Consider the following 22,393-nt stretch of genomic DNA (forward strand, 5'->3'; position numbering starts at 1 on the left):
AATACGTCGCTTGTGGCGATCGGTGGGTGTGGCGACGCGCAGCCCGTTGTCGAGTGGATCCGGCCCACCTTGCCGGGAGTCGCGGCGCTCCGCGCCCTCAAGGTGCAGGATGATCGGATGGACATCTCCAACGCCACTGCCCTCGTCACGGGCGCGAACCGCGGGCTCGGTCGCCAGTTCGCCACTCAACTTCTCCAGCGCGGTGCAAAGGTGTACGCCGGCGCGCGCAACCCAGACTCGGTCGACGTCGACGGTGCCATCCCACTGGAGGTCGACATCACCGATCCAGCGTCAGTGGCTGCCGCGGTGGAGGCTGCCGGTGATGTGACGCTGCTGATCAACAATGCCGGAATCGACACCGGCTCGAATCTGCTCACGGCAGACCTCGATGGCGCGCACCGGGAGATGGAGACGAACTACTTCGGCACGCTGTCCATGGTTCGGGCGTTCGCACCGGTGATCACAGGCAACGGTGGTGGCGGGATTCTCAACGTGTTGTCCGTGCTGTCGTGGGTGAGCTTCCCGGCCCTCGGCGGATACTGCGCCTCGAAGTCGGCGGCCTGGTCGATGACGAATGCGGTCCGCGCCGAGTTGGTCGACCGCGGGGTCGTGGTCACCGCACTCCACGTGGGCCTAATGGAGACCGACATGGCGGCGGGTATGGACGCGCCCAAGGCCAACCCGGCCGACGTCGCCGCCCTCGCCATCGATGCCGTCGCGGCCGGGGACTACGAGGTGCTCGCCGACGACACCAGCCGCGGAGTTCAAGCCGGCCTCTCCAACGGCGTGGCGGGCCTCTACCCACAGCTTGCGAGGTAAGTTCCCGCGTCGGCTACCGCCTGCGGCTTTCGAACCTAGCCAGGCCGTCGACTCTCGCGCGGCCGCGGCGTACCGCCGTAGGGATTGCGCGGCGGCCTGCGGGTCATCGGCGTGGGGTTTGGCTGCGCACCGTAGGGAAAGCCGGGCCTGGTGTCGTATGTCATCGGTGGGCCTCCATTCGGACGTGCCACCAGTATTGCGCCAACCACCGACGAATCGCGGGTGCCACTCGCCGGCCGGTGTCATGATTCTCCGGTGACTGAAGGTGGCTCCCGATGGGCGTCCTGAGAACGCCGGACGAGCGGTTCGCGAACCTGCCCGACTACCCCTTCCCGCCGAACTACGTTCAGGTCGAGCCCGGGGGCGTCGGCCAGGGGATCGACGCTCTCCGAATGCATTACGTGGACGTTGGGCCCGCGGACGGGCCGGTGGTCCTGCTCATGCACGGTCAACCAACGTGGTCGTACCTGTACCGGAAGGTGATCGGCGTCCTGGCCGAGGCCGGCCTGCGGGTCGTGGCGCCCGACAACATCGGTTACGGACGCTCCGACAAGCTCACGGAGCCAACCGATTACACGTTCGCGAGGCACGTCGACTGGCTGCACGGTCTCGTCTCGGGCTTGGACCTGCACGACGTCACGCTCGTCGTTCAGGACTGGGGCGGGCCGCTCGGGCTGAGTGTGTTGGCCCGCGATCCGGACCGCTTCGCCCGCATCGTGGCCACCAACACCATCCTGCACACGTGCGATCCCGCGCTGGAGGGCGAGCTCACCTGGGCGCACCACGGGGTGGGCACCGGTCGAATGATGTTGCAGGAGACACTTCTCGACTACTTAGCGTTCTACCAACGAGCGCCGGACATCGTGCCGAGCTTCTTCCTCGATGCGGTCGCGGGTCCGCTGCCCAAGGACGTGCTGGCGGCGTACGACGCGCCGTTCCCGGACCGTTCCTTCAAGGCGGGCCTGCGTCAACTCATCGCCCTGATTCCGCTCACGCGCAACGACCCCGGTGCTGCCATCGGCCGCGCCACCATGGCGGTGCTCGAGCAGTGGCAGAAGCCATTCCTCACCGCCTACTCCGACGGGGATCCCGCCACCCAAGGCTGGGACCGCGTGTTCCAGCGGAAGGTGCCAGGCGCCCGCGGACAGAACCACGTGACGATCGAGGGAGCAGGCCACTTCGTCCAGGAGCAACGGGGCGAAGAACTCGGGCGCATCGTCGCGGAGTTCGTTCACACCACTCCATCAGCGAACTAGCAGGGAGCCCTGGCAACCTCGACTGAAGGAATCGTCGGCAGGCGGCGAGGTGGCAGGGGGCATCCGTGGTCAGCGTGCTCGAGCGCGACGATCCGCCGCGCGGCGTGGCGCCCACGTCGCACCGCGTGCGGCGGCGCCGGCGCTGGCCCCGCATCGTGCTCGCGATGACCATCGTTGCCGCGGTAGTCATCGGCGGGTGCGTCGTCGACGCGTTGCGCGTTCCCGGGACGGACGGCATCGCGGCCAAGCTCGCCGAGTGGGGCCGCAGCCACGGCTTCAACTCCGAGGTGACCTGGCTCGAGAAGGAGATGTACCTACGCAATCAGCCTGCGATCGGTGGGCAGCCGGTCGGTGGCATCCCCGCTGCCGCCGGTGTGGTGCCGCAGGCCGCCGCCTCGGCGACGTTGTCCACCGCGCCGCTCGCGCCGCTGGGTGGGACGTCCCCCTTGCCCGATGAGGGCAGCTGGCACACCGTGGTGAGCGTTCGTGGCAAGCCTGCCGTTCAGGTGGCGGCACTGCGTCCCGATGGTCAACACACCTCGTTCGTCGTGGGTGTGCTGCGCATGGACCCCGCCCTGGTGCGGGGTGAACTGCGCCCTGGCACCACCGACCCGGGAGGTACCTGGCGCGCGTCGTCCTCGCTGACGTCCGACGAAATGCGCAGTGTCGCCGTCGCATTCAACGGCGGATTCCGGCTGACCGATCCAAGCCATCCCGGCTACTACAGCCAGGGGCGCACCGTCTCACGGCTGATCGACGGCGAGGCCAGCATGGTGCTGCAGGCCAACGGCACGGCGGACGTCGGTAGCTGGAACAAGGAGGTGCGGATGACGCCCGACGTCGTCAGCGTCAGGCAGAACCTCGTTCCCCTGGTCGACGGCGGCGAGCTCAACCAAACCTGCGCGACCGGAGGTACGAAGGAGTGGGGGACCACCATCGGGCAGACCGCCTTCATTCACCGCTCCGGATTCGGTGTCACGGCAAGCGGAGTCGAGGTCTACGCGGCAGGTCCGGCATTGTCGGTCTGCACACTGGGGCGCATTCTGCAGGATGCGGGCGTCGTCCGCGGCATGGAACTCGACATCAACCCGGACTGGGTGAGCGGGGCCTACTTCCATCCCCAGCCCAGAGGCGCGCCGCAGAGCTTCAAGCTGTTCCCCGACGAGAAGGTGTCTCCGCGGCACTATCTGGATCCGTCGACCCGCGACTGGTTCGCCTGGTTCACCCGCTGACGATCAGTCGACGCTGACCGCTTCGACGATGTTGAGACGTGCCGCGCGCAACGCCGGCGGGACGGATCCGAGCAAGCAGATCGCCAACGCGCCAAGGCCGATGAAGATCATCGACGGGTTGGGCCGCCACGCAACGTCGATGCTGAGCACGTTGGTCAACGCGATGGACGTCAGGTATTGGATGGCGGCGCCAAGGACGAGGCCCAGCAACCCACCAACGATGCCGATTCCCGCCGCCTCGGCAAGGATGGCCTTCAGCGTGAAGCTCCTGGTCGCTCCGATGGCGCGCAGCACACCGATCTCGCGCCGTCGGTCCAGGACCGACAGCATCAGCGTATTCAGCAGTGTGACAGCCGAAACCACGACGACGATCCACGCAATGATGGTGATGACTGCGATTACCTGGTCCAGCGCGCTGGCCACGCCGTCGAGCGCCTCGGCGCCCGAGTAGACGAAGCTCTCGGACGAGACGACCTTGCGGATGGCGGCCTCCACCGAGGCTGGGTCGGCGCCGGGGGCGACGGTGATCTCCAGATCGCTGGCTCCGGGGCGGACGAACCAGCCCTGCATCGCATCCAGGCTCATGGCGATCGTGCCCGTCATCCCGGAGAAGTACGGAACGAGCGCCAGCACGCGCACGGTGCGCTGGCCCGTGGGTGTCTGCAGCGTGATATGATCGCCCGCAACGACTTTCATCGACTTACCGAGGTCGCGCGACAACGCGACACCTTCACCGGCAAGTAGTTCCTGGCGGTCCCGCGGCGCCAACGACGTGTAGATGTCCCGATGTGAATCCGCGGCGACGCCGAGGAGCATCACGCGGGTGTCGCCCACCGTGGCGAAGGCCATCTGATCCGGTACGACGCGTTGCACGCCGGGAACGGCGGCGACGTTGGCCGCTGTCTCCGGCGGGAGGAGTGCCGACGAGTAGTCGGTCGCGGCGGCCGAACTAACCCACACGTCGGCCTTGGCGATCGAGGCGAAGGACGCGACCGTCGAGTCGACCGCGTTGGTGGTGGCACCGGTGACCGCGACGGTCGTGACGACCGCGGTCAACACCGTCATCATCGCGACCCACATGCGCCGTGGCGCGCGTTCGATGGTGGCCGCGCCAAGCACCCCCGCCGCCCCGAATCGACGCGCGACCGCCGCCGCGGCCGCGATGATGGGTCCGGAGAAGGCGAAGCACAGTGCGCTGAAGCCGATGAACGACAACGCGATCGATGCGATGGCGAGCTGCCCAAGATCGGCGGTGACGACGAGGACGGTGACGGTCAGGAGGGACGTCCCGGCAATGCCTGCGATAGTCCTGAGCCGACGCGAACCAGGTTCAGAGGTCGCCGCGCCGCCGGGTGCCAAGGCCTCGATCGGAGCCACTCCGTGGACCTGTCGCGCGGCCAGCGCCGAAGCGGTCAGGCTGGCGGCGACGCACGCCGTCACGGCAAGCGGCACTACCCACATCGGCAGCACGTACTCGAGGCGGGCATCGAGCGTCTGCACCATCGTCGACGGTAGTTTCCCGATGGCGAGGTAGCCGATGACGATTCCCAACACGGATCCGGTGACACCGCCGAGGAAGCCCACCAGCGCGGCCTCGGCGAGCATGTCGGACATGATCATTCGCCTGCGACCACCGAGTGCCCGCATCGTCGAGATGACGGGTCGCCGCGCTGCGATCGCGATGCTCATGGCGTTGTAGCTCAGAAAGGCGGCCACCACCAGCGAGACCGAGGCAGCCAACAGCGTCATCGCCTGCAGGATGGCGAACGAGCTACTTGCCTGTGCGGCACGGAAACTCGGCGTCGCGACAACTGCCCGTCCGTCGAGTGCGGCCGTAACGGCAGTGCGAACCTTGGCCACGTCCGCATCCGGCTTGGTGAACAGCAGGATCGAGTCGAGGCGGTGTTCTCGGCCCGAAATACGTTGCGCGAGTGCGAGCGGCGCTATCACGAAGTGGGCGTCGTTCAGGCGGCGGGCGGCCCGACCGTCGACCACGGCCATCGCCGTCACCGTCGTCGAGCCCGACACCTGGAACTGCGCGCCCTTGGCGATCCCGAGGCCGCCACCCACGATGACGCCGTTGGGCGCCGATGTCACCGGCGTCCCGGCTCCGAGCTGGTCCTGAATGGCGGCCTGGAGGTCGGAGTGCAGTTCGGAGGCATTTTGGGCAAGCCCGATCAGAAGGGCCGGTTGGCCGTCGGCGGTGATTCGCGTCCGGATGAGTGGCACAGCGGCGGAGACGTTTTCGACGCCGTTGACGGTGCCGAGCATGGTGTCGTCGACACCGTCACCGGTTATGCCGGAGACCTCGAGGTCGGCGTCGCCACCGATGCTGGTGGCGAGCCGGTCGATCGAGCCGGTGATCGACCCCGACACGCCGAGGACCGAGACGAGAAGTGCCGCAGCCACCGCGACCACCGCGATCGATGCGACCGCCCGCCCCCAGTGGGTGCGCAGTTCACGGACGTTCAGTACCTTCAGTCGGCTGAAGGCGGGAAGAGGCACCGGGCTAGAACCGGTGTGCCGAATGCCTGCCGCGCCGCCTCGCCGGGTCTGCGACGAGGTGACGCCCGGTGAGCTCGCCGTGGCGCACGTTCGGAATGATCTCGGTCGGCTGGTCGCGCGCACCTGCCGAGTGCCGTCCGCGCGCTGGTGCGGGCCTCGGGACGACGTCGGACGTGACCGCACCGTCCTGCACCGTGATGACCCGATCGGTTTGTGCCGCGGCCGCGAGATTGTGCGTCACCATTACGACCGCACGCTCGGAGCCGTCGGTGCGGGAAACGTCGCGCAGCAGTTCCATGATCGCTGCGCCGGTCGACGAATCGAGGTTGCCCGTTGGCTCGTCGGCAAGGATGAGCGGGGGATCCATCATCAGGGCGCGCGCCACGGCCACCCGCTGCATCTGTCCGCCGGACAGTTCGGCGGGACGATGGTCGATCCGGTTGGCCAGCCCGACGCGGTCCAGCAGGTGGACGGCATCAGAGCGAACTTGGCGTAGTTTCTGCCCGTCGAGCAGCATCGGCAGTGCGACGTTCTCCCATGCCGTCAGGGTGGGCAGGAGATTGAAGAACTGGAAGACGAACCCGATCTGGTGGCGGCGAAACGTCGATTGCTGTTCGTCGGTCATGGTGGCGATCTCGGTGCCGTTGAATTGAATCGAGCCGGAGTCCGGCGAGTCCAACGCACCGAGCAGTTGCAGGAGCGTGCTCTTGCCTGCGCCCGACGGGCCGACGATGGACGTGAACTCGCCACCGATGATTCGCAATGTGACCCGATTGAGGGCGCGGACGGTGTGCCCACCAGTGCGGTACTCGCGTACCACGTTGGTCAGGTCCACTGTCAGCGGCATGTCACCTCACCTCGCGGCGAACTGTTCCAGGCTGGGCATCGTCTTCTCGGCGAAGCAGTCCCGAATCTTCTGTCCCACCTTGCGATTTCGACGCTCGGCGATGCCCATTAGCGATGGAACGTGGGCATAGACCGCCTGATTGTTCGGGGCGTCCATGTGCGTGAACGGGGGCGTCCCCGCGAGCGGTATGAGCGGCAGCCCGAGAATGTCACGCGCTGCCCTGACGACGGGTGCGTCCAGAACTGCCACGAAGTGCTGAATGTTCTCGTGCATCGCGGCTAGGGCGACGACGCGCATGATCTGGACGTGCGTTGCCGCGAGCCTGCGACGGTAGCGGCGGGGGATCGCCGCGGTGGCGCCGTCCCAGCAGCGGTCGAGATCGTCGATTCCGTGGTGGCGCATGACGTCGGCGACCGGGATTACCGCGGGCGCGATGGGGGACTTGATCGAGTCGTCGAGGTCGACGATCGTCTTGAGGCCCGCCGAGGAATTGCGGATCATCCGCAGCACGCCGGCGGGTACCTTGTCGTGCGTGTCGACGGCCATGAAGAACACGCTGCTCTCGTCGTACGGGCCGTACTCCTTCTTCATGGTGGCGGAGTCGTTGCCCCACGAGTCTTCGAAGACCTCGCGCTCGAGCTGTCGCGCGATGTTGGCGTAGGGGTCGGTGCTCTCCAGCGCGAAGCAGGCGAAGCGGTTGCAGCCGAGTTTCTTGGTACCGAGGAATTGTTCTGTGAGCGCGTCGCGCTCGGGATCCGACATGTCGTAGACGTATTCCGTCACTCGTCGGTGCTCCCACCTATCAGCTCGCGTTCCGGCAGGCCGACTGCTGTCGCGGAGATCACCCGGCGCCGGGTTGCGACTGACCATGCCATCCGCCGGGACGAGACGCAAACCCGCCGGACGGGTTCTCAGCGGCCTCCCAACCACACCGCAGGCGCCGAGCAACCTTGCCGCTGCTGCTGGGTAGCGAGGCTGCCTCAATGAATTCAACGCATTAGCAAATATTGATCATCTGCTGTCGCTTACAGTCCTCGCATCACCCGCCACGGACGATGGGACATGTCGATGACGGCCCAGAAATTGGCGGATCCGGCAGCCGGGTGCAGGTTGTGATTCCGAACATCAAGAGAGCAATGCGGCTGGCCGGAATGCGTCCGCTACCAGGATCGTCCGCACGCGCGTCGGTAGATCTGCGCGGCAAGCGGATTCTGCTGACCGGCGCGTCGTCGGGAATTGGTGCGGTTGCGGCGCAGAAGCTTGCCGCAACGGGGGCGACGGTCATCGCGGTTGCACGTCGGGAGGCGCTGCTCGCCGACGTCGTCGAGCAGATCACCGCGTGCGGGGGCAACGCCGTTGCGATGCCAGCTGACCTCGCCGATCTCGATCAGGTCGATGCCCTTGTCAATGCAGTTGGCCCCGTTGACATTCTGATCAACAACGCAGCGAGGTCGATCCGCAGGCCGTTGATCGAGTCGCTGGACCGCTGGCACGACGTCGAACGCGTCATGGCGCTCAACTACTACGCGCCACTGAGACTCATGCGGGGCCTTGCACCCGCAATGATGGAGCGCGGCGACGGGCACATCATCAACATTGCCACCTGGCGAGTCTTGCCGGAGTCCTCACCAATGTTCGCGGCCTACAACGCATCCAAGGCCGCCCTGAGTGCCGTCAGCCGTGTCATCGACACCGAGTGGGGTCACGCCGGCGTGCACTCGGCCACCATCTACTACCCCCTCGTGGCCACGCCGATGATCGCCCCCACCCGCGCCTACGACGGGATTGCCGCACTCACGGCCGAGGAGGCCGCCGGGTGGATGGTGACCGCCGCCAAGACGAGACCGATCCGCATCGCACCTCGAAAGGTGCTCGCGCTTCGTGCGCTCGACGTCGTGGCGCCCCGCACGCTCAACAACGTCCTGGAACGCGAAACCATTCGGATGAACGCGAGGCTTTGATGATCAGATGCGCGGTGGCGGTCGTGCTGGCGACGTCGCTCGTCCTGACCGGTTGCCAGGATTCCGAGTCGACGTCCGCAGGGGAGACCTATCCGTCGGGACCGGTGACGATGACGGCGGGAGCCAACCCGGGGAGTGGATTCGACCTCACGATCCGCTCGGTCGTCGACGCCTTACAGAAGGAGAGGATCGTCAAAGTGCCGCTGCCGGTACAGAATCGACCTGGCGCAAGCGGAGCCGACTTCCTTGCCGCCATGGTGGAGCAGTACCGGGGCGACGACGACCAGGTGTCCGTGACGTCCCTGTCGATGATGATGAACGAGATTCGCGGCACGTCCAAGTTTGGGTTCGCCGACGTCACGATGATCGCCCGCCTGATGACCGAGTACTTCGTCGTCGTCACGGGTCCTGATTCACCCTTCAAGAACCTCGAGGACGCCATGACGGCGATCAAGTCCGATCCTCGCCATGTCGCCGTCGGCGCGGCCAACGACGACGAGGCCCCCTTCGACCTCCTGGTGTCGGCAGCGGGCGGTGACCCGTCATCCGTCCACTACGTCACCCACGAGGGAGGCGGTGACCAGAGCAGAGCGCTGCTCAATGGCGACATCGCCGTTGCCATCGGCGGCGTCAGCGAGTTCATCGGCCAACTGAAGTCCGGACACCTCACCGCACTCGGTGTGCTCGCCGAGAACCAGTTGCCAGGACTTGACGCTCCCACCGCCAAAGCGCAGGGACTCGACGTCACCCTCTCGAATTGGCGAGGCCTCTACGGGCCGCCGGACATGCCGGCGTCCGCGGTGACCTATTGGCAGAAGGCACTCGGCGAGATGGTGGAGTCGCCCACCTGGAAGCAGATCGCCGAAGATAGACAGTTCACCACGACCTTCATGGTCGGTGACGAGTTTCAGACCTTCTTGGCCAAGACCCAGTCCGACGTCACGGCTGCCCTCAAGGCGGCGGGTCGGTGACCCAACTCCGACGTTTGCACGAGTGACGTGGTGACGTCCCAAGAGCAGGGCGCCCACCGACCCGAGAACCTCGCCGCGGGAGCAGCTCTCACGACCGCCGCATTCTTTTGCGTCGCGTTGGTCGGCACCTTGGCGAAGGTGTCGGGGCAGTACACCTCGACCGGGGTACTGCTGCTGGTCCAGAATCTGATCTGTCTCGTATTCATCACTCCCGCGGCGCTGCGCGGTGGTCGGTCGACGCTCAGGACCAACAGGATGGGACTGCACGTCCTGCGCGCGACGACCGGTACGGGGTGCTGGTACGCACTGTTCTTCGCAATCACGCAGATACCGCTGGCCAACGCGACACTGCTGACCTACAGCGCCCCGTTGTGGATGCCGTTGATCGCGTTGGCGGTCTCTCGCCAACGAGTCGCAACGGCGACGTGGATCGGGGCGGGGATCGGCTTCGCCGGGGTGATTCTCGTATTGCAGCCCCAAGGACACGGGTTCGGCATCGGCGAGACGTCCGCTCTCGCAGGCGCACTCTTCTTGGCCGTGGCGATGATGTCAGTGCGGTGGCTCGGAGCGACCGAACCCATCGTCAGAATCCTCTTCTACTACTTCTCGTTCTCCACCGTGTTGTCCATTCCCATCGCCTTGTTCGACTGGCAGCCGGTCACCGGGCAGGCGTGGGGATGGCTGATCAGTCTGGGGTTCGCGCAGTTGCTCTCGCAGCTTCTCATCGTGGTGGCCTACCGGTACGCGTCAGCGGAGAAACTCGGCCCGTTCATCTACTCCGTCATCGTCTTCGCCACCCTGATCGACTGGATCGTCTGGAACCACCCGCCGACTCTGTTCGTCTATCTGGGGGTGGCGCTGGTAATCGGCGGCGGACTCATCGCCATCCGCGCGAAAACCGCTGCAACACAAGCGGTCGTCGTCAACGGGTGTCAGAGTCGCTCGAAGTAGGTGGTGACTCGGCGGGTGACGGCGTTGGCGTAGGTGGCCCGCCCCTGCGGCGTCGCCAGATTGAGGCCGGGCGCTCGCTGCGCGACGTGCTGCCGGGTTGGTCCAATCCCTTGGCCGTGGCTCGCACCCTCCGGTCGGCCAGCCACACCACCAACCACACGGTGCAGGCGATGGTCACGATCAAAAAGCTTGGGGGCATGTTGAACATGGCCGAGGCCGCCAGCCCGGTCCACACCGACACGACGCTGATCACCGTCGACACCACCATCGCCATGACCGGTCGCGGCGTCAGCATGATCGCGGTGGCGGCCGGGGTGACGACCAGTGCGAACAGTAGAAGCGTCCCGACGGCCTGGACCGCCATCGTCACCGTGAGGCCCAACAGCGTCATGAAGATGATCGAAAGGGCCCGCACAGGGAGGCCCTTGGCCTCGGCGACCGGAGCGTTCACCGAGGAGAACAACAGCGGGCGGTAGATGAAGCCGATGCTCACGGCGAGAACCACGAGTAGCCCCGCGAAAGTGAGCAGCTGCTCGTGGGAGATGGCGAGCAGGTTGCCGAACAGGACGTTGGTCATGGTGCTGGAGCTCTTCGTGGCCAAGGAGTTGAAGAAGAGCCCGAGCCCCGTCGCCATCGCCAGTACCGTGCCGGTAGCGACTTCGCGGTCGGCAGCCCGTTTTCCCAGCACGCCGATCACCAAAGCGCCACCGACGCAGAAGATTCCGAGTCCCACCCCTACTGGCAAGCCGACCAATACGGCGCCCGTGGCGCCGGGCAAACCGATGTGAGCGAGCGCGTGGGTGGCGAAGGCGGTGTGCCGCACGATGATGAAGTAGCCGATCAACCCCGCCGCCAGGGCCACAATCGTTCCGCCGATCAGTGCGTTGCGCATGAACGGCGAGGTGAGAATGACCCACCAATTGCTTTGGTAGCCAAGGGCAACCACGTGTGTGGTCACTAGACGCTCCTCATGTACAGCTCACCCAACGGAGTTCGCGCCACCTCGATTGGAGTGCCGTAGAGGTGTGTCAGCAATTCCTCGTCGACGACATCCCCGACCGGCGCGTAGTGGGCGTGGCCGTCGAGCAGATAGATGGCGCTGTCGAGGACCGGCAGCAGCGGGTTGAGGTCATGGGCCACGACGACGATCGTCACTGCCAGCTCGTGATGCAAACGGGTGAGGAGGCCGATGATCTCGCGCTGGTTGCGTAGGTCGAGTGAGGCCAGCGGCTCGTCGAGGATCAACATCTTGGGTTGCGCAACGAGAGCTTCGGCGATCGCCACCCGTTGACGTTGCCCACCAGAGAGAGTGGCGAGTCGGCGATCGGCAAAACCGGAGGCCTCGACCGCTTCCAGCGTCTGCTCGACGCGACGTCGCTGGGTGGCCGACGCACGGCCGAACGCCCAACGAGTTCCCGTCAGTCCCAGCAGGACTGCATCCCGAGCCCGAATCGCGTCCCCCGCGCTGGCGGCATAGTTCTGCGGTACGTAGCCGATCGAGTTGTTGTCGGCCCCCGCAGGACGACCGAAGACGGCGAGTTGCCCCGTGGCGGCTGGGATCAGCCCCAGAATCATCTGCAGCAGGGTCGTCTTGCCCGCCCCGTTGGCTCCGATGACGGCGACGACGCCACCCGCGGGCACCTCGAAGGTGGCCTGCGACCAAATGACCCGACCACCGCGAACGGCGCTGACGTCCTCGAACGTCAGCGCCGCGTCGTCGTGACCTCCGCTAGGCGGCGACACCGAGCGCCTTGGCCAACGCCGAGAGTTGATCGTCCTGCCAGGCTTCGAACGAGGGCTTCCCCGGGGCCACCGTCTCGGTGACCTCGACGACGGGAACGCCAGCCTTCTCCGCAGCGGAGCGGATCTGCTCGGGGATCGAGCCTTCGGTCTGGGTGTTGTAGATCAGTACGTCGACCTGACGATCGCTGAGTGCCTGCTGGAAGGCGGCGATGTCAGCCGGGGATGGATCGGTCTCGTTGGCCGAGGCGGTCTGATACCCGGCTGGGGTCTTGTCGACCAGCCCGAGGGCTTCGGCCTGATAGTCGAAGATCCCCTCGGTCGCGGCATACGACTTACCCGCTGCACCCGCCTTGATCTTTTCGATGAGCCCATTGTAGGGGGCCATCGCCGTCGTGAATGCGGAGCGCCGATCGGCGAAATAGCTGCCTGCCTGAGCGTCCAACTTGGTCAGCTCGGCGGTGACGGCGTCGGCCACAGCGGTGACAGCCGATGGGCGGTACCACAGGTGGGGATTGCCACCGTCGGCCGTCTTGGTGAGCTCGCCGGCGTTGACGACCGGTGCGCTCGACGCGGAGGTCGCGGCGAGCTTGGACGCCCACGGGTCGTAGTCAGCGCCATTGACGACGACGAGTTGGGCACCGGCGAAGGACGCCGCGTCCGCTGGCGATGGCTCGTATTCGTGAGGATCGACCGACGAGCTGGCCAGGATGGTCTTCACGTTTGCGCACTTGCCGCCGAGTTCGGAGACGATGTCACCCCACTGGTCGACGCTGACCACGACGTCGACGGGGGCGGTGGGGCAGTCCGCGGCTGATTGCGCACCTGCACTCGAGCCGGTCTGCGTGCTCCCGGAAGTGCCCGTGCCCGACGAGGAGGTGTCACTCGACGAGCATGCGGCGAGTGCGAAGGGAGCGAACAGCAGGAGGGCGGCGCCGATGTGAGCCGCACGCGGGATGGACGTCATAATGGAAACGATAATCGTTAACAGTAATTTTTGCGAGTCGGCCCCGCGTGCCGCTGACGAGGGGTAGGTGACCGCGCCTCCAGCGTCGGGTCATCAGCGGACGATGGCTTGGGCGCATACAGCGGGAGGTTTTGTCGCGCAGCGCATTCGCGCCGATTGCCGCCCGAGTCTCGCCGTCCGGGCCCTGCGAGTGCACCGGTAACCCCGGGTCGGCACGCGTGCCCTGACCAGCGCCCCCGGCAGGGATCGAACCTGCGACCAACCGCTTAGAAGGCGGCTGCTCTATCCGCTGAGCTACGGAGGCAACCCGGACACTTTAGCCGGATGGCCACGAGCCGATGGATGGCTCATTCCCAGTCTTGGGTCGATGGCCAAGCACGACACCGGGGACGAGGTCGAGCTGTCGGACACAGTCGTTGGCTGATCTCGGCGAACACTGGCGCGCACCGATAGACCGCCGACTACCGTGGGCTTTGCGCGGACTACTACTGAGGAGATCGGCAGACGATGAGCGACGTGCCCGAGATCGACGGGGCCGGACTTCCCGAGGAACTGAGTGCGGTCGACCAGTTGTTGCACCGCGGGGAGGCCAATCCCCGTACCCGCTCGGGCATCATGGGCGTCGAACTGCTCGACGCAACACCGGACTGGGAACGCTTCCGGTCACGCTTCGAGAACGCGTCCCGCAAGGTGCTGCGACTCCGCCAGAAGGTGGTCATGCCGACGTTGCCGACGGCGGCGCCGCGCTGGGTGGTCGATCCGGACTTCAACCTCGACTTCCACGTGCGACGGGTTCGGGTGCCCGCGCCGGGCACGCTGCGAGAGGTGATGGACCTCGCCGAGGTCGCCCTGCAGTCGCCGATGGACATCTCGCGGCCACTCTGGACCGCCACCCTCGTCGAAGGGCTCGCCGACGGCAACGCCGCGACGATGCTGCATCTAAGCCACGCGGTCACCGACGGCGTCGGGGCCACCGAGATGTTCGCCAACATCTACGACCTCGAGCGTGACCCGCCGCCCGCGAAGGTGGCGCCGCTGCCCATCCCCGAGGACCTCTCGCCCAATGATCTGATGCGCGAGGGCCTCAACAAGCTCCCCGGCTCGATCGCCGGCGGCATCGTCGGCGCCATCGGGGGAGCTGCCTCTGCCCTCGGCAAGGCGGTCCGCGATCCGGTCTCCGCCGTCGGTGGCGTCGTCAACTACGCCAAGTCCAGCGCGCGGGTGATGGGGCCGGTGGCCGAGCCGTCGCCGCTGCTGCGCCGGCGCAGCCTGTCCTCGCGCACCGAGGCGATCGACATCAAGTTCGGCGACCTGCACAAGGCGTCGAAGGCGGCAGGCGGCTCGATCAACGACGCTTATCTCGCCAGCCTGTGCGGCGCGCTCCGGCTCTATCACGAAGCCAAGGGCATCCCGATCGCCACGCTGCCCATGGCGGTACCCGTCAACCTGCGATCCGACGACGATCCCTCGGGCGGCAACCGCTTTGCCGGGATCAATCTCGCGGCGCCCGTCGGCGTCGTCGACCCGACGAAGCGCATCCTGAAGGTGCGTGCGCAGATGATGATCAAGCGTGAGGAGCGGGCGATCGACATGGTCGGTGCCATGGCGCCGCTGATCAGCCTGCTTCCCGACTCGATCCTCGAATCGGTGGCCGGATCGGTGGTCAACTCCGACGTGCAGGCAAGCAATGTCCCCATCTATCCGGGTGACACCTTCGTCGCGGGCGCGAAGATATTGCGGCACTACGGGATTGGGCCGCTGCCCGGTGTGGCGATGATGGTGGTCCTGGTTTCGCGGGCCGGGTACTTCACCGTCACCACCCGCTACGACCGCGCGGCCATCGCCGACGAGGCGCTGTGGGCCAGGTGCCTGCAGGCCGGCTTCGACGAAGTGCTGGCGCTCGGCGGCGAAGGACGATCGACGCCCGCCTCTTTCGCCTCCGATGTCTCCGCTCCGACTACTTCGGTGTCCACCTCGGCCAATGGGAGTGCCGCGCAATGAGTTCGCAGAACGGACAACCCACCCGTCCGGGAGACAACGTGATCCTGCGGCTGCCCGGTTCGGTCGCCGAGATCGACGCCAGCCCGCAGGGCCCGGAGGTCGGTGCCTTCTTCGACCTCGACGGCACCCTGGTCGCCGGCTTCACCGGCGTCCTGATGACGCAGGACCGGCTGCGGCGGGGCCAGATGGGTGTCGGTGAATTCATCGGCATGGTTCAGGCCGGACTCAATCACCAACTGGGCCGCTCGGAGTTCGAGGATCTGATCGGCAAGGGCGCCCGCATGTTGCATGGCAACTCGATGAGCGACCTCGACGAGCTCGGGGAGCGGCTGTTCGTCCAACACGTCCAGAAGCGCATCTATCCCGAGATGCGCGCTCTGGTGCGTGCTCACATGGCGCGCGGCCACACCGTCGTGCTCAGTTCGTCGGCGCTCACCGTGCAGGTCGAGCCGGTCGCCAAGTTCCTCGGCATCGAGAACGTCCTGAGCAACAAGTTCGAGACCGACGACGACGGCCTGATCACCGGCGAGGTGCGCACCCCGATCATCTGGGGGCCTGGCAAGGCGCGTGCGGTGCAGGCCTTCTCGGCCAAGAACGACGTCGACCTGGCCAAGAGTTACTTCTACGCCGACGGCGACGAGGACGTCGCACTGATGTACCTCGTCGGCAACCCGCGGCCGACGAATCCTGCTGGCAAGCTGGAAGCCGTTGCCGTCAAACGCGGTTGGCCCGTACTCAAGTTCAGCAGCCGCAGCGGCAGCAGCCCGGTGGCACAGCTACGCACCGCGGCGGGCATCGCGTCTCTGGTCCCCGCGGCGGCAGGCGCCATCGGGCTCGGACTGTTGACGCGCAATCGCCGCACCGGTGTCAACTTCTTCACCTCCACGTGGAGCAGGCTGCTGATGACCTCCATCGGCATCGACCTCAACGTCAACGGGGAGGAGAACCTGACGGCCAAGCGGCCCGCGGTGTTCCTCTTCAACCATCGCAACCAGGCCGACCCGTTCATCGCGGGCCGGCTGGTCAGCGACAACTTCACCTCGGTCGGCAAGAAGGAGCTCGAGAAGGATCCCCTGATGGGCACCATCGGCAAGATGATGGATGCCGCGTTCATCGACCGCGACGACGCCAAGGCCGCCGTCGAAAGCCTGCACAAGATGGAAGAGCTTGCCCGCAAGGGACTTTCGATTCTCATCGCGCCGGAGGGCACCCGGCTCGACACCGTCGAGGTTGGAGAGTTCAAGAAGGGCCCGTTCCGGATCGCCATGGCGACCGGAATTCCGATCGTGCCGATCGTCATCCGCAACGCGGAGGTCATCGCCGAGCGCAACTCGAGCACGTTCAACCCCGGCACGGTGGACGTGGCGGTGTTCCCTCCGATTCCCGTCGATGACTGGACCACCGAGAACCTCTCGGAACGCATAGCCGAAGTGCGCCAGCTCTATCTCGACACCCTCAGGGACTGGCCACGCGGCGCGCTGCCCAGCCCCCCGCTCTACCAACGGAACGCGAAACCCGTCAAGAAGGCGCCAGCCAAGAAGGCGGCCGCCAAGAAGGCGGCCAAGGCGCCAGCCAAGAAGGCCGCTGCCGCAAAGGCGCCGGCGAAACGGGCTGCCGCCAAGGCCAATCCCGTCAAGAAGGGTCGGCCGTGAAGATCACCGCCGACGCCCTGCACAGTTTCACCCCCACCGATGATGCTCTGGTCCTCGCGTCGGTGGACTCGCCCGCCGAGGTCGAGATGCTCGACGACTGGCTGGCCGCGCAACGCCAAGCGCACCCCGACGCCCGCATCGAAGTGCTCCAGCTCCCCACTGACGACGACCCGCCGCCCGCCGTCCTCGCCCGGCTCGTCGAACTCCTCGAGGTCGACGAGGCCCGCTCCGTCGTCCCGGTGCGGGTGTTCTGGATTCCCGGCGGTCTGCCCACCCGTTCCAAGGTGGTGGCCTTCCTCGGTGGCCGCGACACCTATCGTCCGCCGAAGTTGTTGCAGCGCGGCATCCTCCGCAAGGACGCCGCCCGCGCCCGGGTGGTGGCCGGCGAACCGGCGAAGGTGTCCGAGCTGCGGCAAAACTGGAGCGACACCACCGTCGCCGAGAACCCGCGTGACTTCGCCCGGTTCGTCATGCGGCGCGCCGAGCTGGCGATCGAACGCGTCGAACTACGGCTGCTCGGACCGGAATACAAGTCGCCGCGATTGGTCAAACCGGAGATGTTGGCGTCGGCCCGCTTTCGGGAGGGACTCGAGCAGATCCCCGGCGCCACCCTGGAATCGGCGGGGGAGATGCTCGACGAGCTGGCGACGGGATGGAGTCGATTCTCCGTCGACCTGATTCCCACGTTGGGCCGCGCGATCTTCAGCAGAGGGTTCGACCCCAACATCGACTACGACCGTGCCGAGGTCGAGGCGATGCGAGTGGCGCTGGAGAATCATCCTGCGGTGCTGCTGTTCTCGCACCGCTCCTACCTCGACGGCGCCATCGTGCCTGTCGCGATGCAGGAGAACCGGCTGCCTCCGGTCCACACGTTCGCGGGCATCAACCTGTCATTCGGACTGATGGGACCGCTGATGCGCCGCTCGGGCGCCATCTTCATCCGCCGCAAGCTCGACGACCCCTTGTACAAGTACGTGCTGCGGGAATTCGTCGGTTACATCGTCCAGAAGCGGTTCAACCTGAGCTGGGCCATCGAGGGCACCCGCTCGCGAACCGGAAAGATGTTGCCGCCCAAGCTCGGTCTGCTCGCGTACGTGGCCGACGCGTACCTCGCGGGACGCAGCGACGACATCCTTCTGCAGCCCGTCTCGATCAGCTTCGACCAGCTGCACGAGACGGCGGAGTACGCCGCCTATGCCCGCGGCGGCGAGAAGACGCCGGAAGGGCTGTCCTGGCTGTACAACTTCATCAAGGCGCAGGGCGATCGCAACTACGGCAAGATCTACGTCCGGTTCCCGGAAGCCGTCTCGATGCGCAAGTACCTTGGCGAGCCGCACGGCTCGATGACCACCGACGAGGCAGCCAAACGTCTTGCGATGCAGAAGATGGCCTTCGAGGTGGCATGGCGCATCCTCCGCGTCACGCCGGTCAACGCCACCGGTCTGGTGTCGGCGCTCCTGCTCACCACCAACGGGGTCGCGTTGACGCTCGGTCAGTTGCATCACACCGTGCAGGACGCGCTGGACTACCTGGAGCGCACGCACACTCCGATGACCAACAGCACCATTCGGTTGCGCACCCCCGATGGTGTGCGGGCCGCGGTCGACGCTCTGTCCGGCGGCCATCCCGTCACTCGGGTGGACGGGGGCCGCGAGCCCGTCTGGCGCATCGCGCCGGAGGACGAACACGAGGCCGCCTTCTACCGCAACACCCTGATTCACGCCTTCCTCGAGACGTCGATCGTGGACCTGTCTCTGGTGTACGCCGGGCGCGCGGAAGGCGACCGAGTCGAAGCCTTCTGGGCACAGGCCATGCGGCTGCGCGACCTTCTGAAGTTCGAGTTCTACTTCGCCGACTCGGCGGCGTTTCGCGAGCACATCGCGAACGAGATGTCGTGGCACGACGACTGGGAGCAGCACGTCGCCGCAGGCGGTGGTGAGGCCGACGCAATGCTTCGCGCGAAACGGCCGCTGATCGCGGGTGCGATGCTGCGGCCCTTCATCGAGGCGTACGAGATCGTCGCCGACGTGCTCAGAAACACACCACCCGAGATCGACGAGAAGGAGCTGACCAAGCTCGCGCTCGGCGTCGGCGGTCAGTACATCGCGCAGAGCCGGGTCCGCAGCAACGAGTCGGTGTCGGCGCTGCTCTTCGCCACCGCGCGCCAGGTGGTCGCCGACCAGAACCTGCTGAAGCCGGCCGCTGACCTCGAGGAACGGCGCACGGCGTTCCTCGCCGAACTTCGCAGCATTCTCGGCGACATGGACAAGGTCGAGCAGTTCTCGCGTGAGCAGTTCTTCGTCCGCGAGTTGGTCATGCGCAAGGAAAGCGGCTGACGGCAGCCGGTTGGGGCGCGTCAGGAACGCGCCATACGCTGTTGGCATGACCACGACGGAGGCGCGCGCAGCGGCACGTACCAGCACGGTATGGCCGGTCCTGTTCGGCGTCGGTCTGCTCGCCGGCGCGACCGCCGCAGGCATCGCCGCCCTGTCGTTGGCCGACGCGTTGACCGCGACCGGTTTGCCCGACCCCGGCCCCGTCACCAGCTACGGGCTACCGTTCATCCGGGCCGCGGGCGAGATCGCCGCCGTCGTCGCGGTTGGCTCGTTCCTCCTCGCCGCCTTCCTGGTTCCGCCGCAGCGCAACGGCGTGCTCGACGCGTCCGGCTATCGGGCGCTGCGACTGGGGACCGTCGCCTCGGGCGTGTGGACGGTGTGTGCGGCCATGCTCGTCCCACTGACCGTCTCCGACATCACCGGCCAACCACTGACCAGTCGCCTCGACCCGTCGGCGATCTGGTCGGTGGCCAGCCTGATCGACGTCGCGGGAGCATGGCGCTGGACCGCACTGCTCGCCGCGATCGTGACGGTCGTCAGCATCCCCGTGCTGCGCTGGTCGTGGACGCCGCTGCTGTTCGCGGGTGCTCTGGTGACGTTCCTTCCGCTGGTGTTGACGGGTCATTCGTCGGCCGGTGGGTCCCACGACCTGGGCACCAACAGCCTGTTCATCCACCTCGTCGCGGGCGCCGTGTGGGCTGGCGGCCTGCTGGCGCTGCTGGCGCACGCCATTCGCGGTGGCGAGCACGCCGACCTGGCCGCCCGCCGGTTCTCCACCGTTGCGTTGTGGTGCTTCGTGGCGATGGCGGTGTCCGGTGTGGTCAACGCACTGGTCCGAATTCGCCTCGACGATCTGGTGCACACCAGCTATGGCTGGCTGGTTGTCGGCAAGGCCGTCGCGCTGTGCATCCTCGGTGCGCTGGGTTGGCAGCAGCGTCGGCGCGGCGTGGCCGCTCTGCAGGCCAACCCGGACGCGCGTGGCCCGTTGATCCGACTGGCGCTGATGGAGGCAGGCGTCTTCGGCCTGACGTTCGGCATCGCCGTTGCGCTGGGGCGCACCCCGCCGCCACCGCCCGCGGTATTCAACCCGTCGGTGACGGCCGTCGAGATCGGCTACGACCTCGCGGGACCGCCAACCGTCGCGCGAATCCTGTTCGACTGGCGCTTCGACCTGCTTCTCGGCACGGCGGCCATCGTGTTCGCGGGCCTCTATCTGGCCGGGGTCCGGCGGTTGCGCCGGCGAGGCGACAAGTGGCCGCCGGGGCGGATCGTTGCCTGGCTGTGCGGTTGCGCGGTGCTCCTGTTCGCGACGTCGTCCGGTGTCGGTCGCTACATGCCTGCGATGTTCAGCGTCCACATGGCGGCGCACATGTTGCTGTCGATGTTGGTGCCGGTGCTCTTGGTGCTGGGGGCGCCCGTCACCCTGGCGCTGCGGGCGCTGCCCGCTGCGGGCAGCGCCGGTCCACCTGGGCCGCGGGAGTGGCTACTGGCGGCGCTGCACAGCCGGGCGTCGCGTTTCCTGACCAACCCGATCGTCGCCACGGTGATCTTCGTCGCGGGGTTCTACGGCCTCTACTTCGGCGGAATCTTCGACGACGCGGTATCCAGCCACGCCGCCCACGTGGCCATGAATCTGCACTTCCTGCTCAGCGGCTACCTGTTCTACTGGGTCGTCATCGGCGTTGACCCGACGCCGAAGCCGATTCCGCCCATCGCCAAGCTGGCGGTGGTCTTCGGATCGCTGCCGCTGCACGCCTTCTTCGGGGTGGTGCTGATGGGGACCAAGGCCGTGCTGGCCGGCGACTTCTACAAATCGCTGCAGCTAACCTGGAATACCGACCTGTTGTCCGATCAACGACTCGGTGGCGGAATCGCTTGGTCTGCAGGCGAAGTCCCGCTGATCCTGGTGTTGATCGCGTTGCTCGTCCAATGGCGCCGCACCGATCAGCGCACCGCCGTGCGGCTCGACCGCGCCGCCGACCGCGACGACGACGCCGACCTCGCGGCGTACAACGCCATGCTCGCGAAGCTGTCCAAGATGGAGGAGCGCTAAGGCGGCCCTTAGCGCTTGCTCCCGCGCAGTCGCTTCAATGCCGACGTCGCCGCGAGGTGCCCGCTCATCCCGTGCACCCCTGCCCCCGGCGGTGTCGACGCCGAGCAGATGAAGTGGCCGGGAACGCCGGTCCAGTAGGGATCGAGCGTCAACCTCGGCCGAGCGATGAACTGCCGCAAGTCCATTGCGCCGCCGTTGACGTCACCGCCGACCAGGTTGGCGTCGTGGACGACGAGATCCCGCGGAGTGCGGACGTGCATCCCGACGATCCGGTCGCGGAAGCCGGGGGCGAAGCGCTCGATCTGGTCGAGAATCGCGGCGGTCGCGTCACCTGAGTAGTCGTGCGGCACATGGGCGTAGGCGTACAGGGGATGGACGTCACCCACGGACCGGCCGGGGTCCATCAGGTACTGCTGGGCGACGAGGACGAACGGGCGCTCCGGCATGTGACCGGCCGCCGTCGCACGTTCGGCCGCCACGACCTCCTCGAACGAACCGCAGACGTGCACCGTCCCCGCCGACCGGCAGAACTCGTTGAGCCACGGCACGCCTTCGGCCACGGCCAGGTCCACCTTGTACGCCCCTGCCCCGTGTCGAAAGTTCCTGAACGCGCGGTGAATTCGCGTCGGAAGTAGATCTCCGACGATGTCGGCGACCGCGCCGGGGGACAGGTCGAACATCACGATGTCGGCTGACGGCACGTCCGCGCGCGATCCCACCCGCTGGCCGGTCTCGATCGTCCCGCCCGCGTCCACCAGGATCGAGGCCATCGCGTCCGCCAGTCGGGCCACCCCGCCCTTGACCGTCGGCCAGCCGTATCGGTGTGCCACCGCGCCGAACATCAGCGCGAGCCCGGACGTCGGCGGGCGGCTCAACGGCGTCCACGCGTGGGCAGCGTTGCCCGCCCACAGGGCGCGCACTTCGTCGGTCCGCCAGCGCCGGGCGAAGGTGGTCGCCGGGATCAGGGCCTTGGCGCCGAAGGATGCCATCCGCACGGGGTGCCCGGGTATGCCGATCAGCGGGCCGAACACGTCGGGCGCCAGCTCGGGGAAGTGGTCCGACAGGGGTTCGAACAGTCGGCGCCACGCCCTGCCGTCCTGAC

At 66.9% G+C, this 22,393-nt stretch carries 16 protein-coding genes, 1 tRNA gene and 1 pseudogene; 10 read left to right on the plus strand and 8 right to left on the minus strand.

Features of this window, described 5'->3' with window-relative positions:
* The first annotated feature begins 117 nt into the window (after positions 1-117).
* From QOD90_RS02490 to QOD90_RS02500, 3 genes are all read left to right on the plus strand, one after another.
* Positions 118-819, plus strand: a complete 702-nt coding sequence (locus QOD90_RS02490) for an SDR family oxidoreductase (RefSeq protein ID WP_526346340.1) — start codon at positions 118-120, stop codon at positions 817-819.
* A 275-nt stretch (positions 820-1,094) separates the two neighbouring features.
* Positions 1,095-2,075 carry an alpha/beta fold hydrolase gene (locus tag QOD90_RS02495; protein WP_526346342.1) on the plus strand — a complete coding sequence of 327 codons (981 nt, stop codon included), beginning with the start codon at positions 1,095-1,097 and terminating at the stop codon, positions 2,073-2,075.
* Positions 2,076-2,140: 65 nt separating this feature from the next.
* Positions 2,141-3,307, plus strand: coding sequence for a hypothetical protein (locus QOD90_RS02500; RefSeq protein WP_526346344.1), 1,167 nt, complete (start codon positions 2,141-2,143; stop codon positions 3,305-3,307).
* A 3-nt stretch (positions 3,308-3,310) separates the two neighbouring features.
* On the opposite strand, the gene QOD90_RS02505 is transcribed toward QOD90_RS02500, so the two are convergent.
* From QOD90_RS02505 to QOD90_RS02515, 3 genes are read right to left on the minus strand one after another with little or no spacing between them, the layout of a single operon-like run.
* Positions 3,311-5,812 carry an ABC transporter permease gene (locus tag QOD90_RS02505; RefSeq protein ID WP_526346346.1) on the minus strand — a complete coding sequence of 834 codons (2,502 nt, stop codon included), beginning with the start codon at positions 5,810-5,812 and terminating at the stop codon, positions 3,311-3,313.
* Between the two features lie 4 nt (positions 5,813-5,816).
* Positions 5,817-6,659 carry an ABC transporter ATP-binding protein gene (locus tag QOD90_RS02510; RefSeq protein ID WP_526346348.1) on the minus strand — a complete coding sequence of 281 codons (843 nt, stop codon included), beginning with the start codon at positions 6,657-6,659 and terminating at the stop codon, positions 5,817-5,819.
* 6 nt (positions 6,660-6,665) lie between these two features.
* A complete protein-coding gene (locus QOD90_RS02515) occupies positions 6,666-7,442 on the minus strand; it encodes a hypothetical protein (RefSeq protein ID WP_526346350.1) in 777 nt (258 codons plus the stop codon).
* Between the two features lie 353 nt (positions 7,443-7,795).
* Here QOD90_RS02515 and QOD90_RS02520 point away from each other — a divergent pair, with 353 nt between their 5' ends.
* The 3 genes from QOD90_RS02520 to QOD90_RS02530 are packed head-to-tail and all read left to right on the plus strand — an operon-like array spanning position 7,796 to position 10,542.
* Entirely contained in the window at positions 7,796-8,620 is an 825-nt protein-coding gene (locus tag QOD90_RS02520; protein WP_526346352.1) for an SDR family oxidoreductase, read from the plus strand.
* On the plus strand, positions 8,620-9,591 hold the full coding sequence (locus QOD90_RS02525) for a tripartite tricarboxylate transporter substrate binding protein (RefSeq protein ID WP_526346354.1): 972 nt from the start codon (positions 8,620-8,622) through the stop codon (positions 9,589-9,591). Before QOD90_RS02520 ends, QOD90_RS02525 begins: the two co-directional genes overlap by 1 nt.
* Positions 9,592-9,621: 30 nt before the next feature.
* The gene (locus QOD90_RS02530; RefSeq protein ID WP_526346356.1) at positions 9,622-10,542 is read left to right on the plus strand and encodes an EamA family transporter; all 921 of its coding nucleotides are present in this window, start codon (positions 9,622-9,624) and stop codon (positions 10,540-10,542) included.
* Between the two features lie 99 nt (positions 10,543-10,641).
* On the opposite strand, the pseudogene QOD90_RS02535 reads toward QOD90_RS02530, so the two are convergent.
* The 4 genes and pseudogenes from QOD90_RS02535 to QOD90_RS02550 form a co-directional block, all read right to left on the minus strand.
* Positions 10,642-11,434, minus strand: a pseudogene (locus QOD90_RS02535) (metal ABC transporter permease); the annotation flags it as partial.
* A gap of 65 nt (positions 11,435-11,499) precedes the next feature.
* Positions 11,500-12,285 carry a metal ABC transporter ATP-binding protein gene (locus QOD90_RS02540; RefSeq protein WP_526346358.1) on the minus strand — a complete coding sequence of 262 codons (786 nt, stop codon included), beginning with the start codon at positions 12,283-12,285 and terminating at the stop codon, positions 11,500-11,502.
* Positions 12,272-13,063 (minus strand): metal ABC transporter solute-binding protein, Zn/Mn family, encoded by a 792-nt coding sequence (locus QOD90_RS02545; RefSeq protein ID WP_526346368.1) that lies wholly within the window; start codon positions 13,061-13,063, stop codon positions 12,272-12,274. Before QOD90_RS02545 ends, QOD90_RS02540 begins: the two co-directional genes overlap by 14 nt.
* A gap of 417 nt (positions 13,064-13,480) precedes the next feature.
* Positions 13,481-13,553 (minus strand) — tRNA-Arg (locus QOD90_RS02550).
* A gap of 203 nt (positions 13,554-13,756) precedes the next feature.
* Here QOD90_RS02550 and QOD90_RS02555 point away from each other — a divergent pair.
* The 4 genes from QOD90_RS02555 to QOD90_RS02570 are packed head-to-tail and all read left to right on the plus strand — an operon-like array spanning position 13,757 to position 21,291.
* Positions 13,757-15,250 (plus strand): wax ester/triacylglycerol synthase family O-acyltransferase, encoded by a 1,494-nt coding sequence (locus QOD90_RS02555; protein ID WP_526346360.1) that lies wholly within the window; start codon positions 13,757-13,759, stop codon positions 15,248-15,250.
* Complete coding sequence (locus QOD90_RS02560) at positions 15,247-16,902, plus strand: HAD-IB family hydrolase (protein ID WP_526346362.1); 1,656 nt, start codon at positions 15,247-15,249, stop codon at positions 16,900-16,902. The genes QOD90_RS02555 and QOD90_RS02560 overlap by 4 nt, the downstream gene beginning before the upstream one ends.
* Positions 16,899-19,238 carry a glycerol-3-phosphate 1-O-acyltransferase gene (locus QOD90_RS02565; RefSeq protein WP_526346364.1) on the plus strand — a complete coding sequence of 780 codons (2,340 nt, stop codon included), beginning with the start codon at positions 16,899-16,901 and terminating at the stop codon, positions 19,236-19,238. Before QOD90_RS02560 ends, QOD90_RS02565 begins: the two co-directional genes overlap by 4 nt.
* Before the next feature lie 46 nt (positions 19,239-19,284).
* Entirely contained in the window at positions 19,285-21,291 is a 2,007-nt protein-coding gene (locus QOD90_RS02570) for a bifunctional copper resistance protein CopD/cytochrome c oxidase assembly protein (RefSeq protein WP_526346366.1), read from the plus strand.
* An 8-nt stretch (positions 21,292-21,299) separates the two neighbouring features.
* Here the strand turns inward: QOD90_RS02570 and QOD90_RS02575 are convergent.
* Positions 21,300-22,393: phytoene desaturase family protein (locus QOD90_RS02575; protein WP_526346367.1), on the minus strand; the 1,094-nt coding region annotated here is incomplete at its 5' end.

The organism is Mycobacterium sp. (assembly GCF_032161845.1).
In the GTDB taxonomy this organism is placed as follows: Bacteria; Actinomycetota; Actinomycetes; order Mycobacteriales; family Mycobacteriaceae; genus Mycobacterium.